We start from the raw sequence: 25927 nt of genomic DNA, 5'->3' as shown, positions 1-25927 counted from the left end.
TGACCGGCGGGAATCCTCGGCGGGCGGCGACTACGCCCCCGCGCTCGCTCCAAGCGGCCGGTGCCGCTCCGTACGGGGCAGCACCACGGTCGCGCGCGCCCTCTCACGGCGCTTCGTTGTCCGGGCACCGGGCCCGGAAAGCTCTTCGTCATCGGCGGTACGGGACCGTCGACCCATCGATTATCGCACGCCCGCCCATGGGAACGCCGAACGTGCATGCGATGATGGCGCTCGTGACGTCCCGCGAAGCCCTCCGTCGTCCACCCGTGGCCATGGCCGTGTTCCTCCTCGTCACCGGGGCGGGCGGGTTGTACGGCGCCTTCCGGCTCGTCGTCGACGAGTACCAACTGCTGGAACACCCCAAGCAGGCACTGGGATGCGACGTCAACCCCTTCATCAGCTGCTCGAACGTCATGGCGAGCCACCAGGCACATCTGTTCGGGTTCCCGAACCCGATCCTCGGCGTCTCGGGGTTCGTGGCACCGATCGCCGTCGCGGTGATGCTGTTGGCCGGCGTCGTCGCGGCCCGCTGGTTCTGGGTGGCGTTCAACGCCGGGGTGTTCCTGGCGTGGGTGTTCGTGACGTGGCTCTTCACGCAGACGGTGTGGTCGATCGGTGCGCTCTGCCCCTGGTGCATGCTCGTCTGGTCCATGACGATCCCGATGTTCTGGGTGTTCACGTGCTGGAACCTGGCGCGGGGGAACCTCGGCGAACGCGGACGTCGGATCGGCCAGGCGGTCCTCCCGTTCTCCTGGCTCATCGTGCTCGTCAACTACGTCGTGATCGTCCTCGTGATCCTCATCATGTTCCCGACGCTGCGGGCCATCCTCTTCTGATCGCGTACGACCGGTCCGCACCGCGACGCCGGCCTGATGTCGACGCCCCGCGCACCGGCGTCGATGACGCGTCACGCACTTCTGGGAGGTTTGTCAGCCGAGCCGCGCTCGACCCCCTCCAGCACCCGTTACGGTTGTTGCCGATGAGCACCGCAGGCGACAACTCCTCCAAGAAGGCACGGCGCGAAGCAGCCCGCGAGCACGCGCGGGCGATGCGCGAGCGAGAACAACAGCGCAGACGCCGCAACCGGCTGTTCCTGCAGGGCGGCATCGGCCTCGCCGTGCTGGCCGTCGCCGCGATCGTCGTGCTCGTCGTCGTGAACTCGATCCAGCCCGCGGGCCCCGGCCCCAAGAACATGGCGAGCGACGGCATCCTCCTGCACGGCAACGGCAAGTCGATCACCGCGGTCACCACGGGTGCGACGAAGGCCGGCGCGGAGCCGACGGCCACCAAGACGGCAGCCCACAAGGACACGATCAACGTCGTGATCTACGAGGACTACATGTGCCCGTACTGCAACCAGTTCGAGACGACGAACATGACCCAGATCAAGCAGTGGGTCACCGCCGGGTACGCCACGCTCGAGCTCCATCCGTTCGCGCTGCTCGACGCGAGCTCCCTCGGCACCAAGTACTCGACCCGCGCCACCAACGCCGCCGCCTGTGTCGCGAACTACGAGCCGAACAAGTTCCTCGCCGTGAACCAGCGCTTCTACAAGAAGCAACCGAGCGAGCAGACCAAGGGTCTGACCGACGACCAGATCGTCAGCCTCGTCAAGGCCGCTGGCGCGACGAACGAGAACATCCCGAGCTGCATCCACAACGGCACGTTCAAGGGGTGGGTCGCCGACGTCACGAACCGGACGCTCAACGACAAGATCCCGAACTCCGACGTCAAGAAGCTCACCGGCACTCCGCTCGTCCTCGTCAACGGGCAGCAGTACACCGGGTCGCTGACCGACACGTCGGCGTTCTCGTCGTTCGTGGAGCAGGTCGCCGAGCAGGCCGTGGGTTCGTCGGGCAGCTCGACCGCGACGCCGACCGCCACGCCCTCGGCGGGCTGATCGCACGGTCGCCACGGGCCAGCCCCGCGGCGACCGTCAGCCGTGCGACGACGGGCCGTCCCGATGGGGGCGGCCCGTCGTCGTTCCGTCTCGGGGTGTCCGCTCGCTCCCCGGGGTGGTGTCGGGCCTCCCGGTCACGCCCGGTGCGGGTGCTCGTCTCGACGGCGCGGGTGTCGGACGACAGGGGTGACGTCGTCAGATGCCCGCGCATCGTGTGCGTGCGGAGACGGCGACAGGCCCGTTGTCGGACGACAACGGGCCTGTCGGGAAGACGCGGAACAGCGGGTCAGGCGAACCAGAGACCGAGCTCGCGCGCGGCGGACTCGGGCGAGTCGCTGCCGTGCACGAGGTTCTGCTGCACCTTGAGACCCCAGTCGCGCCCGAGGTCGCCGCGGATCGTGCCCGGCGCGGCCGAGGTCGGATCGGTGGTGCCCGCGAGCGAGCGGAAGCCGGCGATCACGCCGTTGCCCGCGACGCGGACGGCGACGATCGGCCCGGACTCCATGAACTCGACGAGGGGCTCGAAGAACGGCTTGCCCTGGTGCTCCTCGTAGTGGGCGCTGAGCAGGTCGCGGGACGCCGTCAGCATCTTCAGGTCGACGATCTCGTAGCCCTTCGCCTCGATGCGGCGGAGGATCTCCCCGGTCAGCTGTCGGGCGACGCCGTCGGGCTTGACGAGGACGAGGGTCTCTTCGAGGTCGGACACGCATTGCTCCCTGGGTTCGGGGGTGGATGTGGTCGGTGTGCGGCGGCGACGGTCAGGCGCCGGCGTCGGTGCCCGGTCCGGGGTCCTCGCCGAGGGCCGCCGCGCGGGCCGCATTCGCCCGGTCGAGCTGACCACCCTTGACGAAACAGTAGATCCAGAACGCCAGGAACATGGCGCCCACGACGAACATGAACGGTTCCACGAAGCCGGTGGCGAGGATGGCCGCCTGCAGCAGCCATCCGAACCCTACACCGGCGGGGCGACCGGTCAGCCGGGAGGCGATGGCGAGCACGACCATGAAACCGAGACCGCCGCCGAACGCCGCGGCCGGCGGGAGCTCGTGTTTGCCGAACACGACGAGCATCGGGAAGAAGAACACGACGGCCTCGAGCACGAGGACGACCGACAGCAGGCTCTCGCGGGCGCCGCGCGGGGGGCGGGGACGCCGCATCCGTGTGCCGCGGGCCGGCGGGGAGGTCCGGGGAGCGTCCGTCATGCCGACTCGCCTTCGCCGTGGACCAGGTCCATGACCCGACCGATGAGCACGATGGAGCCCGCGACGAGGACCATTGCGCCCGGCTCCCCCTCGGCCAGGTCAGCCTCGGCGTCGGCGTCCTCGGCGAGGGTCCGTGCCTCGGCCAGGGCGGCCTCGACGTCGGGCTCGACGACCACCCGATCCGGGCCGACCTCGTCGACGACGATCGCGGCGAACGCGTCGGCGTCGAGGGCCCTGGGACCGGGCGGTTGCGTGACGACGAACGTGGCCACGACGTCCTTGAGCGCGCGAACGATGCCGCGGGCGTCCTTGTCGGCGAGGACGCCGAGCACGCCGACCACGTGGTCGGACGGGAACGCGACGGGCAGGGCCTCGGCCAGGGCCCGGGCGCCGTGCGGGTTGTGTGCGGCGTCGACGACCACGGTCGGCTGCTGGGCGATCGGTTGCAGACGGCCGGGCGACGTCGCTGCCGCGAGGCCCTCGCTGAGGACGTCCTCGTCGAGGGGCTGCGATCCGCGACCGAGGAACGACTCGACGGCGGCGATCGCCACCGCGGCGTTCTCGGCCTGGTGGGCACCGAAGAGCGGCACGAACAGGTCGTCGTACCGTCCGGCGACGCCCTGGACGCTGACGAGCTGACCGCCGACGGCCGGGGTGTCCGACAGCACACGGAAGCCGCCGTTCGGGCCGGAGGTCGCCTCGACGGCGAGCGTCGCCTCGCTCAGGGCCGCCGCGCGCTCGAGCTCCCCCAGGGCCTCCGGCGTCTGCCGGGCGCTGACGACCGCCGCCGAGGGCTTGATGATCCCGGCCTTGGTCCGGGCGATCTCGGCCACGGTGTTGCCGAGCTGCTTGGCGTGGTCGATCGCGATCGGGGTGAACACCGCCACCTGGCCGTCGACCACGTTCGTGGAGTCCCACTCGCCGCCCATGCCGACCTCGATCACGGCGACGTCGACCGGCGCGTCCGCGAAGCACGCGATCGCGAGGACCGTGAGCGCCTCGAAGAACGTGAGCGGCTGCTGTCCGGCGGCGCGGAGCTCGTCGTCGGTCATGGTCAGGTACGGCTGGATGTCGCGCCAGTTCTCGACGAACGACTCGGGCCGGATGGGCTCGCCGTCGATGACGATGCGCTCTCGGATGGACACGAGGTGCGGGCTCGTCATGAGTCCGGTGCGGAGCCCGTGCGCGCGCACGATGCTCTCGATCATCCGGGCGGTCGACGTCTTGCCGTTCGTGCCGGTGATGTGGATGACCGGGAACGCGTGCTGCGGGTCGCCGAGCAGCTCGACGGCACGCCGGGTCGCCGCCAGCCGACGCTCGGGGGCTTGTTCCCCGATGCGGGCGTACAGCTCCGACTCGACCTGGGCGACGCCGTCGTCCTCGGGCCCGTGCGGCACGGGGACGCCCGCCGTCACCGGACGTGGAGTCCCGGCGACGGGCTCGCCGTCCTCGTCGTACGCGTCGTCGTCGCCGTAGGGGTTCGTACCGTTGCCGATCTCAGCCAACGCGGGTCACCTCCACCCGGACGAGCGCGCCGTCGCCGACGTGCTCGACGCCGGGGTCGTCGTCGTCCAGCGCGGAGACGACCTGCTCGAGCCGGCTGCTCAAGGTCTCCTGCGCGATGAGTCCATGGTGCGCCTCGATCGCGCTGCTCGCAGCCTCGTCGGCCTCGAGGCGCAGGACGATGCGGTCGCTGACGTCGAGCCCGGCGTCCCGACGCGCCTGCTGCACCGCACGCACGACGTCGCGGGCCAGGCCCTCGGCCTCCAGCTCCGGGGTCGTCACGGTGTCGAGCACGACGAAGCCACTGCCCTCGAGGAACGCCACCGCGCTCGTCGGGTCGGCCACGGTGAGGTCGAGCGTGTACTCCCCCTCGACCAGGTCGACGCCGCCGACCGTGACGCCGTCGGCGGTGGCGGTCCAGTCACCGCGCTTGGCCGCCGGGATCACCTGCTGCACGAGCTTGCCGATGCGGGGACCCGCGGCACGGGCGTTCACCGTGAGCTTCCGCTCGATGCCGTACTGCGCCAGCGACTCCTCGGCCTGCTGCTCGAGCACGACGCGCTTGACGTTCAGCTCGTCGCGGAGGATGTCGGCGAACGGCTCGAGCCCGGCGGGATCCGCGGTGACGACGGTCAGGGTCGCGAGCGGCAGACGGACCCGCTTGCCGGTCGCCTTGCGGAGCGCGAGGCCCTTCGACGCGACGTCGCGGACGCGGTCCATCGCGGCGACGAGGGCGTCGTCGGCGGGGAACGCCTCGGCGTCCGGCCAGTCCTCGAGGTGGACGCTGCGCCCACCGGTGAGGCCCCTCCAGACCTCGTCCGCGACGAGCGGCGCGAGCGGGGCGGCGACGCGCGTCAGGGTCTCGAGGACCGTGTACAGCGTGTCGAAGGCATCGCGGGCAGCGTCCGAGGACCCGGCACCCGCCCAGAACTTGTCACGGGACCGCCGGACGTACCAGTTCGTGAGGACGTCGGCGAAGTCGCGGACCGCGAGGGTGGCCAGCGGGGTGTCGAGGGCCTCGAGGTGCGCCGTGACGTCGAGCACGAGCTGCCGGGTGCGCGCGAGCAGGTACCGGTCGAGCACGTCCGTCGAGTCGGTGCGCCAGGTGGCGTGGTACCCGTCGTCCCCCGACGCGTTCGCGTAGAGGGTGAAGAAGTAGTACGTCGACCAGAGGGGCAGCAGGAACTCGCGGACGCCCTGGCGGATCCCCTCTTCGGTGACGACGAGGTTCCCACCGCGGATCACCGAGGACGACATGAGGAACCACCGCATGGCGTCGGCGCCGTCGCGGTCGAAGACCTCGTTGACGTCGGGGTAGTTCCGCCGGCTCTTCGACATCTTCTGGCCGTCGGACCCGAGCACGATGCCGTGGCTGATGACGTTCGAGAACGCCGGACGGTCGAACAGGGCCGTCGCCAGCGCGTGCATGACGTAGAACCAGCCGCGCGTCTGTCCGATGTACTCGACGATGAAGTCGGCCGGGTTGTGGGTGTCGAACCACTCGCGGTTCTCGAAGGGGTAGTGCACCTGGGCGTACGGCATCGACCCGGAGTCGAACCAGACGTCGAACACGTCGGTGATCCGGCGCATCGTGGAGCGGCCGGTCGGGTCGTCGGGGTTCGGCCTCGTCAGCTCGTCGATGAACGGGCGGTGCAGGTCCGGCTCGCCGGCGTCGTTCAGGGGCAGGCGCCCGAAGTCGCGTTCGAGGTCGGCGAGGGATCCGTACACGTCGACGCGCGGGTACGCGGGGTCGTCGCTCTTCCACACCGGGATCGGCGAACCCCAGTACCGGTTGCGCGAGATCGACCAGTCACGAGCGCCCTCGACCCACTTGCCGAACTGGCCGTCCTTGACGTTCTCGGGCACCCAGGTGATCTGCTCGTTGAGCTCGCCCATGCGGTCCCGGAAGTCGGTGACCCGGATGAACCAGCTCGACACGGCCTTGTAGATGAGCGGGTTCCGGCAGCGCCAGCAGTGCGGGTAGCTGTGCTCGTACGAGGCGACCCGGAGCAGCCGCCCCATCGCGCGGAGCTCCTGCGTCAGCGGCTTGTTCGCGTCGGACCACAGCTGGCCCGCGACGAGGTCCACCTGCGGCAGGAACAGCCCGCCGTCGTCGAGGGAGAGGATCGTCGGGATGCCCGCCGCCGAGCAGACGGCCTGGTCGTCCTCGCCGTAGGCCGGTGCCTGGTGCACGATGCCCGTGCCCTCGCCCGTGGCGACGTACTCGGCGACGAGCACCTGCCAGGCGTTCTCCATGCCCTCGACGTCGACGTAGAAGTCCCACAGCCGCTCGTACGCGACGCCGTCGAGCTCGGCACCGGTGACGGTGCGGGTGACCGCGGCACGGGCCTCCTCGGCGGAGCCGTAGCCGAGGTCCTTGGCGTACGCGGCGAGCGTGTCGCCGGCGAGCAGGAACGACGCGGTGCCTGCCGCGGTCCCGTCGGCCGCGCCGTCCGGACCGGCCGGCACGACCACGTACTCGATGGCGGGGCCCACGGCGAGCGCCGCGTTCGTCGGCAGGGTCCATGGCGTCGTCGTCCACGCGAGCGCGCGGACGCCCGAGAGCCCGAGCTCCTCGGCGCGGGCGCCGGTGAACGGGAACGCGACGGTCACCGACTGGTCCTGGCGCTGCTGGTAGACGTCGTCGTCCATGCGGAGCTCGTGGTTCGACAGCGGCGTCTGGTCGTTCCAGCAGTAGGGCAGCACGCGGAAGCCCTCGTACGCCAGGCCCTTGTCCCAGAGCGACTTGAACGCCCACAGCACGCTCTCCATGAACGTGACGTCGAGCGTCTTGTAGTCGTCGTCGAAGTCGACCCAGCGTGCCTGGCGGGTGACGTAGTCGCGCCACTCGTCGGTGTACTGGAGCACGGACCGACGCGCCGCCGCGTTGAACACGTCGATGCCCATGTCGTCGATCTCGTGCTTCTCGGTGATGCCGAGCTGGCGCATGGCCTCGAGTTCGGCCGGCAGTCCGTGGGTGTCCCACCCGAACCGGCGGTGCACCTGCTTGCCGCGCATCGTCTGGAACCGCGGGAAGACGTCCTTGGCGTAGCCGGTGAGCAGGTGCCCGTAGTGCGGGAGTCCGTTCGCGAACGGCGGGCCGTCGTAGAACACCCACTCGTCGCAGCCCTGCCGCTGCTCGACCGAGGCCCGGAACGTGTCGTCGCGCTGCCAGAAGGCGAGGACGCCGCGCTCGACCTCGGGGAACGAGGGGGACGGGGTGACGCCGGCGGCGTCCGGGTCGTTCAAGGGGTAGCGCATCTGGTCCTCGGCGAGTGGTCGTGTGCGTGCTGTCGACGAGGACGCCACCCGGTCGACTCGACCCGGCGGCGCGGTACCACCTCGATTGCGGCCACGGCCGGGAGGCACTGCTCTCGTCGCGCGGACCACCGCTCGTTGCTCAGGCTGTGACGGACCCGACCCGTTCGGTTCTAGTGGCCGCCCGACTCCCGCTCGCGCCCGGGGACGCTCGCGGAGGACGGATGGTGTTCTTCCGAAGGCTCCCCGGTGATGGCCGGATCGACGCCGCTGGGACGATCGTACCGCCCGCGGAGCAGACTGGGGGCATGGTGAGCGACGCGACCGAGGACCGCAAGAGCACGGACCACCCGGACGCGGCGGCCTCGGGCGCCCCGAAGCCCGAGAGCCTGCTCACGGTCGTCATCGCCTTCGCCGCGAACCTGCTCGTGGCCCTCGCCAAGACGTTCGCGTCGTTGTTGACCGGTTCGGCGTCGATGGTCGCCGAGGCGGCGCACTCGTGGGCGGACACCGGCAACGAGATCTTCCTGCTCATCGCCGAGCGCCGGGGCGCCAAGCAGCGCGACGCCGACCACCCGCTCGGCTACGGCCGCGAGACCTACATCTGGTCGATGTTCGCGGCGTTCGGGCTGTTCACGGCCGGCGCGATCGTGTCGATCTACCACGGGATCAGCGAGCTGACCTCGGACGAACCGCCGCGCGACGTCCTCATCGGCTACATCGTGCTCGCGGTCTCCGCGTGCCTCGAGGGCACGAGCTTCCTGCAGGCGTTCCGGCAGGCCCACGGCGCGGCGACCCGACGCCGGGTGCCGATCCTCCGGCACGTGCTCCAGTCCTCGAACCCGACGCTCCGCGCGGTGTTCGCCGAGGACTCCGCGGCACTCGTCGGTCTCGTCCTCGCGTTCCTCGGCCTGCTCCTGCACCAGCTGACCGGGTCTGCCGTGTGGGACGCGCTCGGCTCGATCGCCGTCGGGGTGCTGCTCGGCGTGGTCGCGGTGGTGCTCATCGACCGGAACCGGCGGTTCCTCATCGGGGAGTCGACGTCGCCCGAGCTCGAGGACGCCGTGCTCGCGGAGATCCTCCGCAAGCCCGAGGTGGAGCGTGTGACGTACCTGCACCTCGAGTTCGTCGGGCCGAGCCGGGTGTACCTCGTCGCGGCGATCGACATGGCGGGCAACGAGCGCGAGGAGCAGGTCGCGCTCCGGCTGCGTGCGGTCGAGGAACAGCTCGAGTCGAGCCCCTACATCGAGGAGGCCGTGCTCACGCTCTCGCAGCCTGGGGACGCGAGCCTGGTGCCGGACAACGACGGCGACGTGCCGGAGATCGTCGAGGACGGCACCCTCGAGGAGGTCGCCACGGGCGACGGGCGCACCCTCCGCGCCTGACCGGGCCTCCACGACCGTCCCAGGGGTGCTGGGAACGGCCCCACCGGCCCCCGAGGACCATCAGCGTCGACGGACGGGAGGTCCCGATGGCGCGACCGGCACTCCCCCGCGGCCTGCGGGTGTTCCTCGACGCGGTGCGCGGACTCGCGGCGCTCGAGGTCGTCGCCCACCACCTCGTGTCGGTCAACGCCTACGGCGGACCCGTGGTCCTGCGCGACGTGTTCGCGTTCGGGCAGGAGGCCGTCATGGTCTTCTTCCTGCTCAGCGGATTCGTCGTGTACGCCAACGAGTTCGACCGGCGCGGCGGGGTCGGCGCGTACCTGTTCCGGCGTCTCCGTCGGATCTACCCGCCGCTCGTGCTCGCACTGGTGCTGTCGATCGGGGTGGCGGCGGCGGACCGCGACCTCGTGGCCGAGTTCCACCCCGGGCAGGTCCTCGGCACCCTCGTGGCGCTGCAGGACAACGGGGCGCTGAAGCCGGGGGTCATCGTCGACCCGCCGTTCCACAACCTCGCCCTGTGGTCGCTGTCGTACGAGATCGCCTTCTACCTGGTGTTCCCGCTCCTCGCGTCGGCACTGCACCGGTGGCCGCGACTGACCCCCCACCTCGTCGGTGCGGTGTCGCTCGCGGCGTTCGCGGCCTACACGGTGCACCCCGGGCACGCCGTGCTCGTGCTCGCGTACCTGCTCGTGTGGTGGGCCGGCGCGGCGATGGCGCGTGCGTTCCTCCAGGACCGGGTCGGTCCACGCGCGCTCGCCCCGGAGCTGCTCTGGCTCACGGCGCTCACGGCGCTCGCCGTGGGCACGACACTCCGTCTGGGCACCGGCGGCGGGTTCGCTGCCTACCCGCTGCTCATGGTCCGGCACTTCGGTGTGGCCACGGCCCTGGTGACGCTCGTCGCGGTCGTGGCGCCGACGCTGCGGGCACGGCCCGCCCTCGCCGCTGCGCTCGGCCGGGTCCTGACCCGCGTCGCGGCGCCGTCCGCGTTCCTGGCGTCGATCTCGTACGGGCTGTACGTGTTCCACTGGCCGCTGCTCGTGCAGTGGGGGTTCCCGCACACCGGACCGGTACCGTTCGCGGTGGCCGCCGTGACGCTCCTCGCGCTCGCGGTCGCCGGGGACCGCTGGGCGGGCGCGGGGCTCGCGCGTCGGCACCGACGACCGGTCGCCGTGGCCGTCTGAGCGCCGACCTGGGGCGAGGGAGCACCGGACGATCCCGAGGGGACGCCGGACGGGTCCAGCGGGCGTGCTACCGCGCGTCCAGTCCCGCGGCGACGGGGGTCAGCGCCGCGGCCACGTACTCGACGAGGGGTCCACGCCCGACCCCGTCGGCGACCCACACCCCGAACGCCGCGGCCGCCGCGCCGAGCATCGCGCCGCTGACCGTCTGGGGCCACAACCCGCTCGGACGCTCGCCCGTGCGGTCGGCGACGAACGCGGCGACGGCACTGTGCTGCCCCATGATCCGGGCCGCGGCGCTCTGCACCAGCTCGGGGCCGATCCGCATGACCTCGGCCTGGGCGATCGACCACGGCACCCGCTGGGGGTCGTGCCGCCGGGCCGCGGCGAGCAGGGCGTCCTCGACGGCCCGGACCGGCGAGCGCTCCTCGGACACGCGGAGGAGCGCGGGGATCTCGCGCACGGCCTCGTCGAGTTCCAGCCACATGACGTCGGACTTCGCGGTGAAGTAGTTGAAGAACGTGGCGCGACTCACCCCGGCGCGCTGCGCGATGTGGTCGACCGTCGTGCCGGCGTACCCCTGCTCGAGGAAGAGCTCGGCGGCGGCGTCGGCGAGCACCACTGCCGAGGAGCGCCGCGGGCGGCCGGCTCGGCGCACACGCTCCGCCTGTGGGTCCTCCGGATCGGCCATGCCCCCATTCAACCGCTAGACTCACCCGAACATGTTCTTGGACTCGGTACACAAAATCGCCTCCGCCGTTCGCACCGCGGTCGCTCCCCCGCTGATCCGCACCCGCTCGAAGCGCGTCGCGCGCACCGCGACGACCGTGGCGGGCGCGACCGCGGTCCTCCTGGCCGTCGCCGCGTGTTCCGGCGGGAGCCCGAGCGCCAGCAGCACGCCCACGCACGGCGGGACGCTCGTGTACGCGTCCGGCGACGCCGAACCGACCTGCCTCGATCCGCACGTCGGTGGCAACTACCCGCAGGCGCTCCTCGCGTCGCAGTACATCGAGGAGCTCGTCACCATGGGCAGCGACCGGAAGGCGCAGCCCGCCCTCGCGACGAGCTGGACCACGAGCAGCGACGGCCGCACCTGGACCTTCCACCTGCGCGAGGGCGTCACGTTCAGCGACGGGACGCCGTTCGACGCGGCCGCCGTCGTCCGGAACATCGAGCACGTGCAGGACCCGGCGACCGCGTCGAGCACCGGGTACCTGGCCCTCGGCGCGATCACGACGGCGACCGCGACCGACGCCCACACGGTGACGCTGCGCCTCAGCCGCCCGGACAGCGCCCTGCTCGAGTCGCTGTCGCAGCCGTGGGTGGGGATCGAGTCGCCGACGGCGCTGGCCCGCTCGCAGGCGACCAACTGCGCCAGCCCGGTGGGGACGGGTCCGTTCGTGGTGACGAAGTGGGTGCACGGCGACCACGTCAGCCTCACCCGGAACACGCACTTCACGCCGCTCGGGAACTCGAGCACGAAGCCCCGGCTGTCCGGGATCACCTGGCGGTTCCTGCCCGACTCGACCTCGCGCTACGCGGCGCTGAAGTCCGGCCAGGTCGACGTCATCGACAACGCCCAGCCCGACCAGCTGCACGCGGCGAGCTCGACGGGGAGCATCCGTGACCTCGACGCCCCGCGGCCCGGCGCCTCGAACCGGCTCGAGCTCAACTCCGGCCACGGGGTGTTCCGCGACGAGCAGGTGCGCAAGGCGTTCATCGCCGGCGCGCAGATCGATCCGGGCATCCGCTCCCTGTTCCTCGGCACGGCGAAGCGGTCGTACTCCGTCCTGTCGAGCGTCGAGCCGCTCGCCGTGAGCGACAAGCGGCTGTTCGGTTCCTCGCCCGCGACCGCGAAGCGCCTGCTCGACGCGGACGGCTGGAAGGTCGGGTCGGACGGCGTCCGCACGAAGGACGGCCAGCGGCTCACCGTCACGTTCCCGGTGTCGACGAACCAGTCGATCCCGGCCGAGCGCAGCCTCTTCCAGCAGATCCAGGCGTCCGAGAAGGCCGTCGGCTTCGACGTCCGCATCGACCAGCTCGACCTGTCCAGCTGGTACGCCGCACTCGCCGCGAACCACTACGACGTGGTCAGTGCCCCGTACACGAAGGTCGGCCCGGACGTGCTCCGGATCCTGTACGACAGCGCGAGCATCACGCCCGCGCCGTCCGGGTACTTCGCGAACCTCGCGCAGCTGTCCGAGCCCCAGCTCGACGCCGAGCTCGAACAGGCCGCCCGCACGACGGACCCGACCACGCGGTCCACGCTCTACGCCGAGGCGCAGCACCGGATCCTCACGAGCCGCACCGTGCTGCCGCTGTACGACCAGCAGAACCAGTTCCTGTACCGGTCGAGCGTCCACGGCATCACGACCACGTCGGTGAGCACCCCGGACTTCGGGACCGCGTGGATCGACCACTGACGGACGGCGCGACCGGTCCGGCCACTCCGACCGGTCCGGCCACTCCGACCGGTCCGGCCGCTCCGGCCGGGAGGCCCGACCCCGTTCCCCGGGTCCGGCTCGGCACCGCCGCGGCCTGGCTGGCGCGCCGGGTCGTCGGGGCGGTCGTCGTCCTCTGGGCCGTGGCGACGATCGTGTTCGTCGCGATCCGTGCGATCCCCGGCGACCCCGCGCAGGCGATCCTCGGCGGGCCCGGATCGCAGGCCTCGGCCGCCGCGGTCGCGCACGTCCGCGCCGAGTACGGGCTCGACCGCCCCGTCGTCGTGCAGTACGCGGTGTTCCTCGGACGGCTGGCGACCGTGCGGCTCGGCGACTCGTACACCTTCCACACACCGGTCGCCGCCCTGCTCGCCCAGGAGCTCCCGGTCACCCTGACGCTCGCGCTCGCCGGACTCGTCGTCGCGTGGGCGTTGGCCGTCGTCGCCGCGTGGTGGTCGACCCGTCGTGGGCGGATCGCCGCCGCCCTGACGTCGGGGATCGCGGTCGCGGCGAGCGTGACGCCGCACTTCTGGCTCGGCAGCGTGCTCATCGTCGTGTTCGCGACCGGGCTCGGATGGGCCCCCGCGGTGAGCGACGGCACGGTCGGCGGATGGGTGCTCCCGGCCGTCACGGTCGCGGTCCCCGTGGCCGGCTACCTGGCGCAGACGATCCGCGACGGTGTGCTCGACGCCGAGCGGTCCGCGTTCGCCCTCGCGGCGCGAGCGCGAGGCGAGTCCCCCGTCGGCCTGTTCTCCCGGCACCTGCTGCGGCACGCGGCGTTGCCGGGGATCGCCCTGAGCGCCTGGGCCTTCGGGTCGCTCGTGTCCGGCGCGGTCGTCGTCGAATCCGTGTTCGCACTCCCCGGCATCGGACGGAGTCTCGTCGGCGCCGTGACCGAGCGGGACATGCCCCTGGTCGCCGGGATCGCGCTCGTGTCCGCCCTCGCGTACGTCGTGGTGCTCGCGGTCGCGGACCTCGTCGAACGCGTCGTCGACCCGCGGGTGACCCGCACGGGACCGACCGGCTCGTCCGTCCGACGCACCCGCCGGCCCCGCCCGGGTGCTCCCCGGCCGACCACGGGGCGGGCCGCTCCGTGACCGGGATCGTCGACCCGGGCCTCCCGTCGGCCGGCGTGAACGATGCCGTCCCCGCGACCGTCGGCGCGCCGGGCACCGCATGGCGACGCACGGTCCGCGCCCTCGGACCGTCCGGGAGCGTCGCCGCCGTCGTGGTGCTCCTCGCCGTCCTCGCCGCCGTCTGGCCGGCCGCACTCGGCGGCGCCCACCCGCTGGCGGTGCACCCTGCGCAGGCGTTGCTCGCGCCGTCCCCGCTCCATCCGTTCGGCACCGACGAGTCGGGCCGCGACGTCCTCGCGCGCGTGGTCGCCGGAACCCGCGCCTCGCTGACCGTCGGCGTCGTCGCGACACTCGTCGGCGGCGTCGCCGGGGTCCTCCTCGGGCTCGTCGCGGGGCTCGGCGGCCGGATCGCCGACGCCGTGGTCGGACGGGTGCTCGAGGTCGGGTTCGCCCTGCCGATCCTGCTCGTCGCGCTCGTCGTCATCACCGTGACCGGGCCGGGTGCGGTCCCCGCGACGATCGCCGTCGGGTTCGCCACCGCCCCCGGGTACGGGCGCATCGTCCGGGGGCTCGTCCGCACCGCGCGGGCGTCCTCCGTGGCCGAGACCGCCGTGCTGCTCGGTCGTCGCCCGACGTGGATCGTCGTGCACCACGTGCTGCCGACCGCGCTGTGGCCGATCGTCGCCGTCGGCACCCTCGGCGTCGGGCAGGCGGTCGTGTGGGCGTCGGCCCTGAGCTACCTCGGCCTCGGGACCCCGCCGCCGGCGCCGGAGTGGGGCGCGATGCTCGCCGACGGCCGGACCTACCTCGACACCGCCCCGTGGACGAGCGCCTTCCCGGGGCTCGCGATCGTCGTCACCGCGGCCGCGGTCACCGTCCTCGGGCGTCGCCTCCGCGGACTCGGGGTACCGCGGTGAGCGCGGGCGGGTCACCCGTCGCCGGCGGTGCGTCCGTGGACACGCCGGACGCGGGCCTCCCGGTCCTCGACGTCACCGACCTCGCCGTGGCGATCGACGGCCGGACCGTCGTCAGCGGCGTGGACCTCCGCATCGCGCCCGGCGAGTGCGTCGCGCTCGTCGGCCCGTCCGGGTCGGGCAAGTCGGTGACGGCGCGGGCCCTCCTCGGGCTCTCGACACCCGGCGCCCGCGTCACCGCGGGGCGGCTCGAGCTCGACGGCGCGGACCTGCGGACCGCCTCGGAGCGACGGTGGCGCCGGATCCGCGGCCATCGCGTCGGGTACGTCGGCCAGGAGGCCCTCGGCGCGCTCGACCCGCTCCGCCCCGTCGGCCGCGAGGTCGCCGACGCCCTCCGCCTCCACACCGGACTCACTGCGCGCGAGCGGCTGGACCGGGTCGCCGCCACGCTCGACCGGGTCGGTCTCGACCCCGCGCTCGCCCGCGACGGACGGCGCGCCGACACCCTGTCCGGCGGGATGCGGCAGCGGGCGCTCATCGCCGCCGCGATCGTCGGTGGTCCCACACTCGTGATCGCGGACGAGCCGACCACGGCGCTCGATGCCGGCATCGCCGTCACGGTCATGGAGACCTTGCAGCGCGTCCGGGACGCCGGCGCCGGACTCCTCCTCATCACGCACGACATGGGCCTCGTCGCGGGCTGGGCCGACCGCGTCGCCGTCATGACGGACGGGAGGATCGTGGAGAGCGGGCGCACCGCCTCCGTCCTGCGGACGCCCCGCCATCCCGTGACGCGGGCGCTCGTCGCCGCGGCCGAGCGCGCGCGGGTCGCGGTGCGCTCGGGTTCCGGGTTCGCCGATCCGGTCGGTGGGACCGCCGGTTCCGCGATGGCGGCCCCGCCTGCAGCGACGGCCGATCCCGCGGTGCCTGCCGATCCTGCGGCCGGCGCCGGTCCCGCGGTCGGCGCCGGTCCTGCCGGGCACGCCGTGCCTCCGGCCTCGTCAGCCGCCCGTGAGCCGGTGCTCGTCGGCGAGGACCTCGGCGCTCGGTACGACGGACGGAGCGTGCTCGAGCACGTCGATCTGGCGCTGGCTCGGGGCCGGACGCTCGGGGTCGTCGGCGCATCCGGGTCGGGCAAGACGACACTCGCCCGGGTGCTCCTCGGGCTGACGGACCCGGCCACCGGACGGGTGCGACTCGACGGCGCGGCCTGGGCGCCCCTCCCGGAAGCCGCGCGGCGGGCACGTCGTCACCGGATCGCCGCCGTCGTGCAGGACCCCGGGTCGACGTTCGACGAGCGATGGAGCGTCGAGCGGGTGCTCGTCGACGCACTCACCGCGGGACGCGCTCGACGTGCCGCCGGTGCGGTCGCCGACGCCGTGGACGCCGCCCTGCGCCGGGTCGACCTCGACCCCGTGCTCCGGCCCCGCGGTCCCCGCACCCTGTCCGGCGGGCAACGGCAGCGGCTCGCGATCGCCCGGGCCCTGGCGACCGGACCGGACCTGCTGCTCCTCGACGAACCCGTCACCGCGCTCGACGCCACCGTGCAGGACGCGGTGCTCGCGCTGCTCGAGCGGCTGCAGCGCGAGACCGGAACGACGATGCTCTTCGTCTCGCACGACCTGGCGGCGGTGCGGCGGATGAGCGACGACGTGCTGGTGCTCGACGCCGGGCGGGTGGTCGAGGCCGGGCCGGCCGATCGGGTGTTCGGGCGGCCGGCGCACCCGGTCACGGCGCGGCTCCTGGCGGCGGCGGAGCGGCTGGCGGCGGGGTAGGTCGGGCGTCAGCGGTCAGGACCGGCGCGCATCTCGCGCCCGCGCTGTCGCGCCCCGCGCTGTCGCTCCCCGCAGTCGCTTCCCGCGGTCGCACGCCGCGCGGTCACACCCCGCGCTCGAGGAACTCCGTCAACGCCGCACGCGTCCTGACGAGCTCGTCGATCCGCTCGGACATGTCGTCGCGCATCCGCTCGACCGTGCCCCGGACGGCGCGGCGGTCGACCGTGTCGTGCCGCCCGGTCGCGCAGGGGATGACCGCCCGGACGTCCTCGCGCGAGAACCCGATCTCGAACATCGTCCGGATGACCCGCGCCTTCTCGACGGCGTCGTCGGTGTACGTCCGGTAGCCGTTCGGGCTGCGGCGAGCGCTGAGGAGTCCCTGCTGCTCGTAGTACCGCAACGAGCGGGCGCTGACGCCGGACCGTGCACTCAGCTCACCGATGTTCATCCGCCGCCTCCGGCTCGCTTGACCTTGACACGATGTCAGACCCTAGCGTCGGTCCCGACCGCACACAGCAGGGCACACGAGCACGAGGAGGACGGGCATGCGCAGCACCATCGACGTGGACGGCAGGCAGCGGACGATGACGATCGTGGGCGATCCGGAGGCCCAGCAGGCCCGAGACCTCGTCCTCGTCCTGCACGGGTCGAAGCAGACCGGCGCGAAGCACCGCGCCTTCACGGGCGGCATGTACGACGCGTTCGCGGCGAGCGGCACGGCCGTGGTCGTGTACCTCGACGGGTACCGCGGGAACTGGAACGACGCCCGACGGCAGAGCGGGTTCCCGGCACGACTCGAGGGGATCGACGACGTCGGGTTCGTCCGCGCCGTGATCCGGGACCTCGGGGCGACCCACGGCATCGACCCGGACCGGGTGTTCGTCATCGGCTACTCGAACGGCGGCCAGATGGCCATGCGCCTGGTGCACGAGGTACCGGAACTGCTGGCCGGCGTCACGGTCGTCGCCGCGACGATGCCCACGCCCGACAGTTTCCTGCTCCCCACCGAGACACCTGCCACGACGCCGCTCCCGATCCTGCTCGTGCACGGCACGGCCGACCCGATCGCGCCCTACGCCGGTGGCGCGATGAAGCCGTGGGCACAGCGCTTCTTCAAGGTCGGCGGCAGCGCCCTGTCGGCACACGACACGGCCGCGTACTTCGCCCGGCGCAACGGCATCAGCACGCCGGGGGTCGTGGACCGGATCCCCTCCGACGGGCACGGATCGACGTGGATGGAGCAGGTCGACCACCGGGAGGACGGGCGCTTGCCCGTCCGCCTGGTCACGGTCCACCGGGGCGGGCACACGGTCCCCGGGCCGAAGCGGGCGCCCTTCGTCCTCGGGCGCACCGGTCACGACTCGTCCGTGGCGGCCGCGGCCGCGGCGTTCTTCGGCATCGGCGGACGCCGCGCGGAGGACGGGAGTCGGGCTTCCCGGCACGCCGGGTGAGCGGCGGGCGACGAAGTGCCGGGCGCGCTGGCAGCGGCGGGTCGACCGAGCAGCGCGGGTGACCGCACGGACCCGACCGAGCACCGCCCCCTAGGCTGCATCCACCGACGAAGGAGCCGCCATGCCCGCCAGCACCGCACCGGAGTCCGACCTCACCGGATGGACGCGCTCACCGTTCACGGGCGGTGGTCTGACGTACGACTGCTTCGAGAAGGGCACCGGCCCCGGCGTGGTCCTCATCCCGGAGATCCCGGGGATCACGCCCGAGGTCCTCGGGCTCGCGGAGCACCTGGTCGACAGCGGCTTCACCGTCGTCGTCCCATCGCCCTTCGGTGAGCCGGGTCGGTCGGCGACGCCCGCCTCCACCTTCGGCGTGGTCGCCAGACTGTGCGTCTCGGCGGAGTTCCGCGCCTTCGCGGTGAACGCGCATCGACCGGTGACCGACTTCCTGCGCGCCGTCGCCGCGGACCTCGCGGCTCGGACACCGGGAAAGGGTGTCGGCGTGATCGGCATGTGCTTCACCGGAGGCTTCGCGCTGGCGGCGGCGATCGACGACACGGTCAGGGCATCGGTCCTCAGTCAGCCCGCGGTCCCGTTCCCCCTCGGCCGCGCGCGCAAGCTCGCGCCGGGGCCCGTCTCGACGGCCGAGTTCGACCGCATCGCCGCGCGTGCCGCCGCGGGCGAGGTGTGTGCACTCGGCCTGCGGTTCAGCGAGGACGGCAGCGTGCCCCGCGCCCGGTTCGAGACACTCAAGCGTCGGCTCGGGGACGCCTTCGAGGTCATCGAGCTCGACTCGTCCCCCGGCAACAGCGGCGGTTTCGACCCGCACGCCCACTCCGTGCTCACCAACGAGGTCCGGGAGGTCCCCGGGCATCCCGCACTCGCGGCCCGCGACCGCACGGTTCAGTTCCTGCGCGACCGGCTCACGCCCGCAGGCACTGGCGAGCAGACGCAGCCTGCCTGACAGCGGACCTCACGCGAGTGCCAGCGTCGCACTCGCCGCGAACCCGAGCACCAAGCCCGCGACCTGCACGCGCGACAGCCGCTCCCGCAGCACGATCGCGGCCAGGAGGATCGTCCCGATCGGGTAGAGCGCGTCCAGCACGCTGACCACGGGCAGCGCCGCCGGATCGTCGGACACGTGCAGTGCGGCCTGGATGAACACGTTCGCGGACGCGTCGAAGCACCCGCACGCGACCACGACGACCCAGAACCGCCGGTGGACCGGGAGGAGCGGTGCGCGATCCGGCGAACCCTCAGCTCCGGCGGGCGCAGCAGCGGCAGCGCGTCGTGATCGTGCGACGACGACGAGCACGCCCGTCCACATGACGATCGCCTGGATCACCCGGGCGACGACGAGCGGCGCGATCCCGTCCGCTGCGTCGGTCCGGGCGTAGGCGATGACCAGGACCCCGAACCCGCATCCCGACACGGCGGCGATCCCGAGGCCGCGGAGGGTCAGCGGCGTCGAGGACCCGCTCGCCGAGGTGGCGACGAGCACGACGGCCACGACGGCGGCGATGATCGCGGCGATCGCCACCGGCCCGAGTCGAACCCCCGCGACGACACCGACGACGACGGGCACGACGGCCGCGAACACCGACGTGACCGGCGAGAGCACGCTCATCGGCCCGATCGCGAGCGCGGCGTAGAGCAGCAGGACGCCGACCGAGCCCGCGATCCCGGCGACGGACCCCCACAGGAGCGCGTGGCCGGTGAACCGGGCGTGCAGCAAGGGCACGGCCGCCACGAGCGGCACGATGCCGACGACCGCGGCGATGGCCGTGACCACGATCGGCCGCGCCGTCCGCGACCCGACCCCGCCGAGGAAGTCGGACACCCCGTAGGTCATGGCGCCGAGCAGCCCGAGGACCACGGTCAGCACATCCGACCTCCGCGCGTCGCTGTCGCGCCGCCCGCTCGGCAGCGTGCGTCGACCCTACCGAACGGACTGAGGGCGATCGCGTGGGTCGTCCTGCTCCCCCACCACCGGGATCTGACTCGTGGCGAAGTCCTGCGCCCAGCTCGTGCGCGAGAACGCGCTCGTCGGGTCGGCGTACTGCTCGATGACCGCGGACGCCTCGGCCTCGGTGGTCACGGTGGGTCCCGAGCCGAGCAGCGGCTCCTGTGCGGTCTCGGTGGTGCAGGCCACCGCGACCAGCCCGATCACCGCGGCGACGACGAGGTACAGCGCGGGCACGTCGTCCGCCCACGGCAGGCCGGCGTCGTGAGCGGCCGCGACGAGCGCCTCGGTCACCAGTGGTGTCGTCCCGCCGAACAACGACACCGAGACGTTGAACGCGATCGCGAGCGCCCCGTAGCGGACAGCGGTCGGGAACAGCGCGGGCAGCGTCGACGGCATGGTCGACGTGAACGTCACGAGCACGAGTCCCATGAGCAGCAGTCCGCAGAACCCGAGCCACGGGTCCGCGGTCTGCACGAGGGCGAGGGCCGGCCACGACAGGACGATGAAGCCGATGCAGCCCGCGAAGAGCACGGGGCGCCGTCCGAACCGATCGGACAGCCGGCCGCCGAGCCCGATCACCGCCATCATGACGACCATCACGACGATGACGAGCACGAGGCCGTCGGTGGCGTCGCTGCCGAGCGTCTCGGTCAGGTAGGTCGGCATGTAGGACAACAGCATGTAGTCGGTGACGTTGAACACGAGCACCAGCCCGATGCACACGAGCAGCGGCCGCCAGTGTTCGGCGAGCAGGCGCACGACCGGGGTCCGTTCCGCCTCGCGTTCAGCGAGCGCGGCCTGCTGTCGTTGGAACGCGGGCGTCTCCTCGAGCCGGAGACGCAGGTACAGCCCGATGACCCCGAGCGGACCCGCCACGAGGAACGGCACCCGCCACCCCCACCCGAGCAGCGCGTCGTCCGACAGCGTCGCCTGGAGGGCCGTCACGAGCCCGGCGCCGAGCACGTACCCGCCGAGCGTCCCGAACTCGAGCCAGGCGCCGAGGGCGCCACGGCGCCGGTCCGGTGCGTACTCGGCGATGAACGTCGCCGCCCCGCCGTACTCACCGCCCGTCGAGAACCCCTGCAACAGCCGGGCGAGCAAGAGGAGGACCGCACCCCACAGCCCGATCCGGTCGTACCCGGGCACCAGCCCGATGGCGAAGGTCCCGGCCGCCATGAGCACCATCGTCAGCGCGAGCACCCGCTGTCGCCCGATCCGGTCCCCGAGCGGACCGAACACCACGCCGCCGAGCGGTCGGACCAGGAACGCGGCGGTGAACGTCGCGAACGCCGAGATCGTGCTGGCCGTCGGGTCCGCCGACGGGAAGAACACCTGCCCGATCGTCGTGGCGAGGTAGGCGAAGACGCCGAAGTCGAACCACTCCATCGCGTTGCCCAGCGCCGCCGCCGTGACCGCGCGCTTGAGCAGCGGACCGTCGACGACCGTCACGTCGTCCGCGGTCAGGCGGCGCCGAGCGGACCGGACGAGGTCCGGCGCTCCCCTGCGGCGCGGTCGGGACGTCGTGGTGTCGTTCGATGGCGCGGTCACTGGTCCTGGTCCTCCTGGACGTCGTGGAATGTCACGTACCAGAGTGCCGTATCGGTGGGCCCGTGCGCGTCCTCACCGCTCAGGGTGTGCGCCTCGCCTGTCGTGGTCGCCGTGTGGCGGCGACTGGTCCGACCCTCCCGGCCCCGGTACCCTTGTCCCGACCCGCAGCGCGCGGAACACTCAGGCACCTCATCACGGACTCGGTGCCGCACACATCGACCGGAAGGTGCAGCCATGACCAAGCCCATGCCCGACAAGCCCTCGGTGGACGGCCTCGAGCAGGTCTGGGGCCCGCAGTGGGAGACCGACGGCATCTACCGGTTCGACCGCGATGGTGCGACCCGCGCCGACGTCTACTCGATCGACACCCCGCCGCCCACGGCGTCCGGCTCGCTGCACATCGGGCACGTGTTCAGCTACACCCACACCGACGTCAAGGCGCGGTTCGAGCGCATGCGCGGCAAGCGCGTGTTCTACCCGATGGGCTGGGACGACAACGGCCTGCCGACGGAACGCCGCGTGCAGAACTACTACGGCGTCCGCTGCGACCCGTCGCTCCCCTACGACGCGTCCTTCACGCCACCGTTCGAGGGCGGCGACGGCAAGAGCACCAAGGCCGCCGACCAGGTCCCGATCTCACGCCGCAACTTCATCGAGCTGTGCGAGCGCCTGACCGTCGAGGACGAGCAGCAGTTCGAGCACGTGTGGCGCACCCTCGGCCTGTCGGTGGACTGGACGCAGTCGTACCGGACGATCGGCGACGAATCGCAGGCGATCGCGCAGAAGGCGTTCCTGCGGAACCTCGCCCGCGGCGAGGCCTACCAGGCGGACGCACCGACCCTGTGGGACGTCACGTTCCGCACGGCGGTCGCGCAGGCCGAACTGGAGGACCGGGACCAGCCCGGCGCGTACCACGGCATCGCGTTCCACAAGACCGACGGCAGCGGCGACGTCGTGATCCAGACGACCCGGCCAGAGCTGCTCCCCGCGTGCGTCGCACTCGTCGCGCACCCGGACGACGAACGGTTCCAGGACCTGTTCGGGACGACGGTGCGCTCCCCGCTGTTCGACGTCGAGGTCCCGGTGCTCGCCCACCACCTGGCACAGCAGGACAAGGGCGCCGGCATCGCGATGATCTGCACCTTCGGCGACACGACGGACGTCGTCTGGTGGCGCGAGCTGCAGCTGCCGAACCGCTCGGTGATCGGGTTCGACGGCCGCATCGTGTCACAGGCGCCCGACGTCATCACCTCCGAGCGCGGCCTGGCCGTGTACGCCGAGATGGCCGGCAAGACCGTGTTCAGCGCCAAGCAGGTCGTCGTCGACGCGCTCACCGAATCGGGCGAGCTCATCGGCGACGTCAAGAAGATCACGCACCCGGTCAAGTTCTTCGAGAAGGGCGACAAGCCGCTCGAGATCGTGTCGACGCGGCAGTGGTACATCGTCAACGGGTCGCGCGACCAGCAGCTCAAGGACACCCTCGTCGAGCGCGGTCAGCAGATCGCGTTCCACCCGGACTTCATGCGCGTCCGGTACGAGAACTGGGTGAACGGCCTGTCCGGCGACTGGCTCGTGTCGCGGCAGCGGTTCTTCGGTGTGCCGCTCCCCGTCTGGTACCCGCTCGACGCCGACGGCAACCCCGTGTTCGACCAGGTGATCACCCCGACCGAGGACCAGCTCCCCGTGGACCCGTCGTCCGACCCGGCTCCCGGCTACTCAGCCGACCAGCGCGGCGTCCCCGGCGGGTTCATCGGCGAGGTCGACGTCATGGACACGTGGGCGACCTCGTCCCTGACCCCGCAGCTCGCCGGCGGGTGGGAGCGGGACCCCGACCTGTTCGGGATCGTCTACCCGTACGACGTCCGTCCGCAGGGCCAGGACATCATCCGGACCTGGCTGTTCACGACCGCGCTCCGGGCCCAGCTCGAGGACGGCGTCGCCCCGTGGGCGAACGCCTCGATCTCGGGGTTCATCGTCGACCCGGACCGCAAGAAGATGTCGAAGTCGAAGGGCAACGTCGTCACGCCCATCGACATGCTCGAGCAGCACGGCGCCGACGCGGTCCGGTACTGGGCGGCGTCCTCGCGTCTCGGCACCGACGCGGCGTTCGACCCGCAGAACCCCAAGCAGATCAAGGTCGGTCGACGCCTGGCGATCAAGGTGCTCAACGCCGCGAAGTTCGTGCACGGCTTCGAGCTGCCCGTCGGTGCGCACAGCGTCACCGAGGCGCTCGACGTGGACATGCTCGCCGCGCTCCGCTCGGTCGTCGAGCAGGCCACGACCGCGTTCGAGCAGTACGACCACGCCCGCGCGCTCGAGGTCACCGAGCGGTTCTTCTGGACGTTCTGCGACGACTACCTCGAGCTCGTCAAGGAGCGCGCGTACGGCACCGCCGACGAGGCCACCCACGAGACGCAGGCCTCGGCGGTGCTCGCGCTCCGCGCCGCGATGGACGTGCTGACCCGCCTGCTCGCACCGTTCCTCCCGTTCGCAACGGAGGAAGTGTGGGCCTGGACGCACGACGGATCGGTGCACCGGGCCTCCTGGCCGACCCCGGCCGACCTGCCGGTCGACGCCGACGAGTCCGGGCTGCTCGAGGCCGTCGGGCAGGCGCTCATCGGCATCCGCGGGGCGAAGACGGCGGCGAAGGCGTCGCAGAAGACGCCCGTCACGCGGGCGGTCGTCGCGGCCCCCGAACCGGTGCGGGCGCTCATCGAGCAGGCCGCGCCGGACCTCGCCGCGGTCGGGCGGATCCGGAACCTGGCGTTCGCGGAGGGCGCGGAACTCAGCGTCGTGGAGATCGAGCTCGAGGAGCAGCCCGCGGTCTGACCCCCCTCCGCGAGATCGCAGTCGTTGCCGTTCTGGTTCGATCAGAACGGCAACGACTGCGATCTCGGATCGGACTGGGACGGACTGGAGGCACCATGCAGCTGGGCACACGATGGAGCGTCGGGCAGGAGCCACCGGCCGCCCTGCCGGAGGCGATGCTCGTCGCGGTCCGGACGGTCGAGGAGGAACTCGCCGACGAGGGGGTCGACGCCTCGACGTGGCGCTGGACCCTGACGTGGCTCGAGCGCCGACCGATCGCCGAGCTCGACGACGGGACGCGGATCCACCTCGACCCGCTCGGGCAGGCCGTGACGACGCCGCCCCACGACGACGGGCCCTGAGCGGACCCAGCCCGGTCTCGGCTGGGCCGGGCAGGCAGCCAGGAGGGGCTGGTCAGCGCGCGCGGAGACGCCGTCCGACGAACACCGCGATCGCGCCGACGAGCGCCCAGCCCATCACGTTGCGGCTCGCGGTGCGCCGTCCGCCGTGCCACCCGCCATCCGCCGTCGCGTCCCGCGGGTCGGACGACGGGGTGAAGATCGTCCCCTGGTTGTCGGGGACGTGCTCGTGGCGCGACAGGTGCGTCTTGTCGGTCTGGATCGCCATCTGCGCCTCGACCGCGGTCGGGGTCATGCGGTGCTGCTGCACGAACGCCTTGCCGGCACCTCCGATCGCGATCTCGGTCGCCTTGCCGGGCGCGTCGGCCGCGCGGACGACCGCGCGCGCGACCTTGTCGACACCGTAGACCGGCGGCAGCGCGACGATCTTGCGGCCGGTGTGGTTCGCGCTGTGCCGGAAGAACGGCGTGTCCACGGTGGGCGGCAGGACCGTGACGACGTGGATGCGCTTCTTGCCGCGGAGCATGAGCTCGGACCGGAGGCTCACGCCGAGGGCACGGACCGCCGCCTTCGACATGCCGTAGGGCGCGGTGTACGGCTGCGGGACCTCGCCCACGATGGACGACACGTTGACGAGCACGCCACGGCCCTGCCGCTCCATGACCTCGAGGGCCGCGCGTGCGCCGTACACGTACCCCATGACGTTGACGTCCATCACGCGGCGGAACTCGTCCATCGGCATCTGCAGGAACGGCGAGAACGACGAGATGGCGGCGTCGTTGATCCACACGTCGATGCGTCCGAACCGGCGGACGGCCTCCGCTGCCAGGCGGAGCACGGCGGTCTCGTCGCTCGTGTCGGTCGGCACGGCGAGCGCCTCGCCACCGAGCGCACGGCACTCGGCGGCCACGGCCTCCAGGGCGGTGGGACGACGGGCGGCGAGGACGACCGCGTCGCCGGCGCGGGCGAACCGGAGCGCCGTGGCCCGACCGATGCCGCTGGACGCCCCCGTGATCACGATCGTGCGGTTCCGCTTGCCCATGGTGCGCCTCCCGGTGCGCTCGGCGGAGCGGGACGTCCCCGTCTCCTGACGGTCCACTGGTACGCCCTCCGGGTGGCCGTCGTTCCCAGCGAGGGCCGTTCGCGGGCCGCGAGCGCCGGAC

General features: G+C 72.4%; 21 protein-coding genes. 12 read left to right on the top strand and 9 right to left on the bottom strand.

The features are described 5' to 3' along the window. Positions 1-233: 233 nt before the first annotated feature. Positions 234-836 carry a vitamin K epoxide reductase family protein gene (locus DEI82_RS13395; protein WP_258368710.1) on the top strand — a complete coding sequence of 201 codons (603 nt, stop codon included), beginning with the start codon at positions 234-236 and terminating at the stop codon, positions 834-836. A 143-nt stretch (positions 837-979) separates the two neighbouring features. After that, the gene (locus tag DEI82_RS13390; protein WP_111026919.1) at positions 980-1900 is read left to right on the top strand and encodes a thioredoxin domain-containing protein; all 921 of its coding nucleotides are present in this window, start codon (positions 980-982) and stop codon (positions 1898-1900) included. A 286-nt stretch (positions 1901-2186) separates the two neighbouring features. Here the strand turns inward: DEI82_RS13390 and ndk are convergent, their stop codons facing one another. From ndk to ileS, 4 genes are all read right to left on the bottom strand, one after another. After that, positions 2187-2606, bottom strand: coding sequence for a nucleoside-diphosphate kinase (gene ndk / locus DEI82_RS13385; protein ID WP_111011044.1), 420 nt, complete (start codon positions 2604-2606; stop codon positions 2187-2189). A 52-nt stretch (positions 2607-2658) separates the two neighbouring features. Continuing rightward, positions 2659-3102, bottom strand: a complete 444-nt coding sequence (locus DEI82_RS13380; protein ID WP_111037266.1) for a DUF4233 domain-containing protein — start codon at positions 3100-3102, stop codon at positions 2659-2661. Beyond that, complete coding sequence (locus tag DEI82_RS13375; protein WP_375334633.1) at positions 3099-4517, bottom strand: bifunctional folylpolyglutamate synthase/dihydrofolate synthase; 1419 nt, start codon at positions 4515-4517, stop codon at positions 3099-3101. The genes DEI82_RS13380 and DEI82_RS13375 overlap by 4 nt, the downstream gene beginning before the upstream one ends. An 82-nt stretch (positions 4518-4599) precedes the next feature. Next, a complete protein-coding gene (gene ileS / locus DEI82_RS13370) occupies positions 4600-7866 on the bottom strand; it encodes an isoleucine--tRNA ligase (RefSeq protein ID WP_111037265.1) in 3267 nt (1088 codons plus the stop codon). Positions 7867-8171: 305 nt separating this feature from the next. On the opposite strand from ileS, the gene DEI82_RS13365 reads away from it, so the two are divergent. Next, on the top strand, positions 8172-9248 hold the full coding sequence (locus tag DEI82_RS13365; RefSeq protein ID WP_111013911.1) for a cation diffusion facilitator family transporter: 1077 nt from the start codon (positions 8172-8174) through the stop codon (positions 9246-9248). 86 nt (positions 9249-9334) lie between these two features. After that, on the top strand, positions 9335-10429 hold the full coding sequence (locus DEI82_RS13360) for an acyltransferase (protein ID WP_111037264.1): 1095 nt from the start codon (positions 9335-9337) through the stop codon (positions 10427-10429). 67 nt (positions 10430-10496) lie between these two features. On the opposite strand, the gene DEI82_RS13355 is transcribed toward DEI82_RS13360, so the two are convergent. Continuing rightward, entirely contained in the window at positions 10497-11117 is a 621-nt protein-coding gene (locus DEI82_RS13355; RefSeq protein WP_111013912.1) for a TetR/AcrR family transcriptional regulator, read from the bottom strand. Between the two features lie 31 nt (positions 11118-11148). Here DEI82_RS13355 and DEI82_RS13350 point away from each other — a divergent pair, with 31 nt between their 5' ends. From DEI82_RS13350 to DEI82_RS13335, 4 genes are read left to right on the top strand one after another with little or no spacing between them, the layout of a single operon-like run. After that, complete coding sequence (locus DEI82_RS13350) at positions 11149-12849, top strand: ABC transporter substrate-binding protein (RefSeq protein WP_111037263.1); 1701 nt, start codon at positions 11149-11151, stop codon at positions 12847-12849. Further along, on the top strand, positions 12834-13964 hold the full coding sequence (locus tag DEI82_RS13345) for an ABC transporter permease (RefSeq protein ID WP_309146651.1): 1131 nt from the start codon (positions 12834-12836) through the stop codon (positions 13962-13964). Before DEI82_RS13350 ends, DEI82_RS13345 begins: the two co-directional genes overlap by 16 nt. A gap of 35 nt (positions 13965-13999) precedes the next feature. Next, a complete protein-coding gene (locus DEI82_RS13340) occupies positions 14000-14860 on the top strand; it encodes an ABC transporter permease (protein ID WP_111037284.1) in 861 nt (286 codons plus the stop codon). A gap of 35 nt (positions 14861-14895) precedes the next feature. Continuing rightward, positions 14896-16632 carry an ABC transporter ATP-binding protein gene (locus DEI82_RS13335; protein WP_258372068.1) on the top strand — a complete coding sequence of 579 codons (1737 nt, stop codon included), beginning with the start codon at positions 14896-14898 and terminating at the stop codon, positions 16630-16632. A gap of 103 nt (positions 16633-16735) precedes the next feature. Here the strand turns inward: DEI82_RS13335 and DEI82_RS13330 are convergent, their stop codons facing one another. Further along, positions 16736-17080: a MerR family transcriptional regulator gene (locus DEI82_RS13330; protein ID WP_111011037.1), complete on the bottom strand. Its 345-nt coding sequence runs from the start codon at positions 17078-17080 to the stop codon at positions 16736-16738. A gap of 97 nt (positions 17081-17177) precedes the next feature. Here DEI82_RS13330 and DEI82_RS13325 point away from each other — a divergent pair, with 97 nt between their 5' ends. Continuing rightward, entirely contained in the window at positions 17178-18083 is a 906-nt protein-coding gene (locus tag DEI82_RS13325) for a PHB depolymerase family esterase (protein WP_111037261.1), read from the top strand. 121 nt (positions 18084-18204) lie between these two features. Then, positions 18205-19047, top strand: a complete 843-nt coding sequence (locus DEI82_RS13320; protein ID WP_111037260.1) for a dienelactone hydrolase family protein — start codon at positions 18205-18207, stop codon at positions 19045-19047. A gap of 9 nt (positions 19048-19056) precedes the next feature. Here DEI82_RS13320 and DEI82_RS13315 read toward each other — a convergent pair whose 3' ends face one another. Together DEI82_RS13315 and DEI82_RS13310 are read right to left on the bottom strand one after the other, a co-directional pair. Further along, positions 19057-19968: an EamA/RhaT family transporter gene (locus DEI82_RS13315; RefSeq protein ID WP_111037259.1), complete on the bottom strand. Its 912-nt coding sequence runs from the start codon at positions 19966-19968 to the stop codon at positions 19057-19059. Positions 19969-20022: 54 nt separating this feature from the next. Continuing rightward, positions 20023-21597 carry an MFS transporter gene (locus tag DEI82_RS13310; protein ID WP_111037258.1) on the bottom strand — a complete coding sequence of 525 codons (1575 nt, stop codon included), beginning with the start codon at positions 21595-21597 and terminating at the stop codon, positions 20023-20025. Between the two features lie 234 nt (positions 21598-21831). Between DEI82_RS13310 and valS the strand changes: the two genes are divergently transcribed. Both valS and DEI82_RS13295 read left to right on the top strand, forming a co-directional pair. After that, entirely contained in the window at positions 21832-24426 is a 2595-nt protein-coding gene (gene valS, locus DEI82_RS13300; RefSeq protein WP_111037257.1) for a valine--tRNA ligase, read from the top strand. A gap of 95 nt (positions 24427-24521) precedes the next feature. Next, entirely contained in the window at positions 24522-24767 is a 246-nt protein-coding gene (locus tag DEI82_RS13295; protein ID WP_111037256.1) for a hypothetical protein, read from the top strand. 52 nt (positions 24768-24819) lie between these two features. On the opposite strand, the gene DEI82_RS13290 is transcribed toward DEI82_RS13295, so the two are convergent. Further along, the gene (locus DEI82_RS13290) at positions 24820-25863 is read right to left on the bottom strand and encodes an SDR family oxidoreductase (protein WP_258372067.1); all 1044 of its coding nucleotides are present in this window, start codon (positions 25861-25863) and stop codon (positions 24820-24822) included. Between the last annotated feature and the right edge of the window lie 64 nt (positions 25864-25927).

It is taken from the genome of Curtobacterium sp. MCBD17_019 (assembly GCF_003234555.1).
Lineage (GTDB): Bacteria > Actinomycetota > Actinomycetes > Actinomycetales > Microbacteriaceae > Curtobacterium.
This window is presented reverse-complemented; position numbering and strand designations above follow the sequence as displayed.

What these genes read in the sequence shown, in the direction of transcription:
- DEI82_RS13390 (WP_111026919.1), top strand. Translation starts at nt 980, where the DNA reads ATGAGCACCGCAGGCGACAACTCCTCCAAGAAGGCACGGCGCGAAGCA.
- DEI82_RS13380 (WP_111037266.1), bottom strand. Translation starts at nt 3,102, where the DNA reads ATGACGGACGCTCCCCGGACCTCCCCGCCGGCCCGCGGCACACGGATG.
- ileS (WP_111037265.1), bottom strand. Translation starts at nt 7,866, where the DNA reads ATGCGCTACCCCTTGAACGACCCGGACGCCGCCGGCGTCACCCCGTCC.
- DEI82_RS13365 (WP_111013911.1), top strand. Translation starts at nt 8,172, where the DNA reads ATGGTGAGCGACGCGACCGAGGACCGCAAGAGCACGGACCACCCGGAC.
- DEI82_RS13360 (WP_111037264.1), top strand. Translation starts at nt 9,335, where the DNA reads ATGGCGCGACCGGCACTCCCCCGCGGCCTGCGGGTGTTCCTCGACGCG.
- DEI82_RS13355 (WP_111013912.1), bottom strand. Translation starts at nt 11,117, where the DNA reads ATGGCCGATCCGGAGGACCCACAGGCGGAGCGTGTGCGCCGAGCCGGC.
- DEI82_RS13350 (WP_111037263.1), top strand. Translation starts at nt 11,149, where the DNA reads ATGTTCTTGGACTCGGTACACAAAATCGCCTCCGCCGTTCGCACCGCG.
- DEI82_RS13330 (WP_111011037.1), bottom strand. Translation starts at nt 17,080, where the DNA reads ATGAACATCGGTGAGCTGAGTGCACGGTCCGGCGTCAGCGCCCGCTCG.
- DEI82_RS13325 (WP_111037261.1), top strand. Translation starts at nt 17,178, where the DNA reads ATGCGCAGCACCATCGACGTGGACGGCAGGCAGCGGACGATGACGATC.
- DEI82_RS13320 (WP_111037260.1), top strand. Translation starts at nt 18,205, where the DNA reads ATGCCCGCCAGCACCGCACCGGAGTCCGACCTCACCGGATGGACGCGC.
- valS (WP_111037257.1), top strand. Translation starts at nt 21,832, where the DNA reads ATGACCAAGCCCATGCCCGACAAGCCCTCGGTGGACGGCCTCGAGCAG.
- DEI82_RS13295 (WP_111037256.1), top strand. Translation starts at nt 24,522, where the DNA reads ATGCAGCTGGGCACACGATGGAGCGTCGGGCAGGAGCCACCGGCCGCC.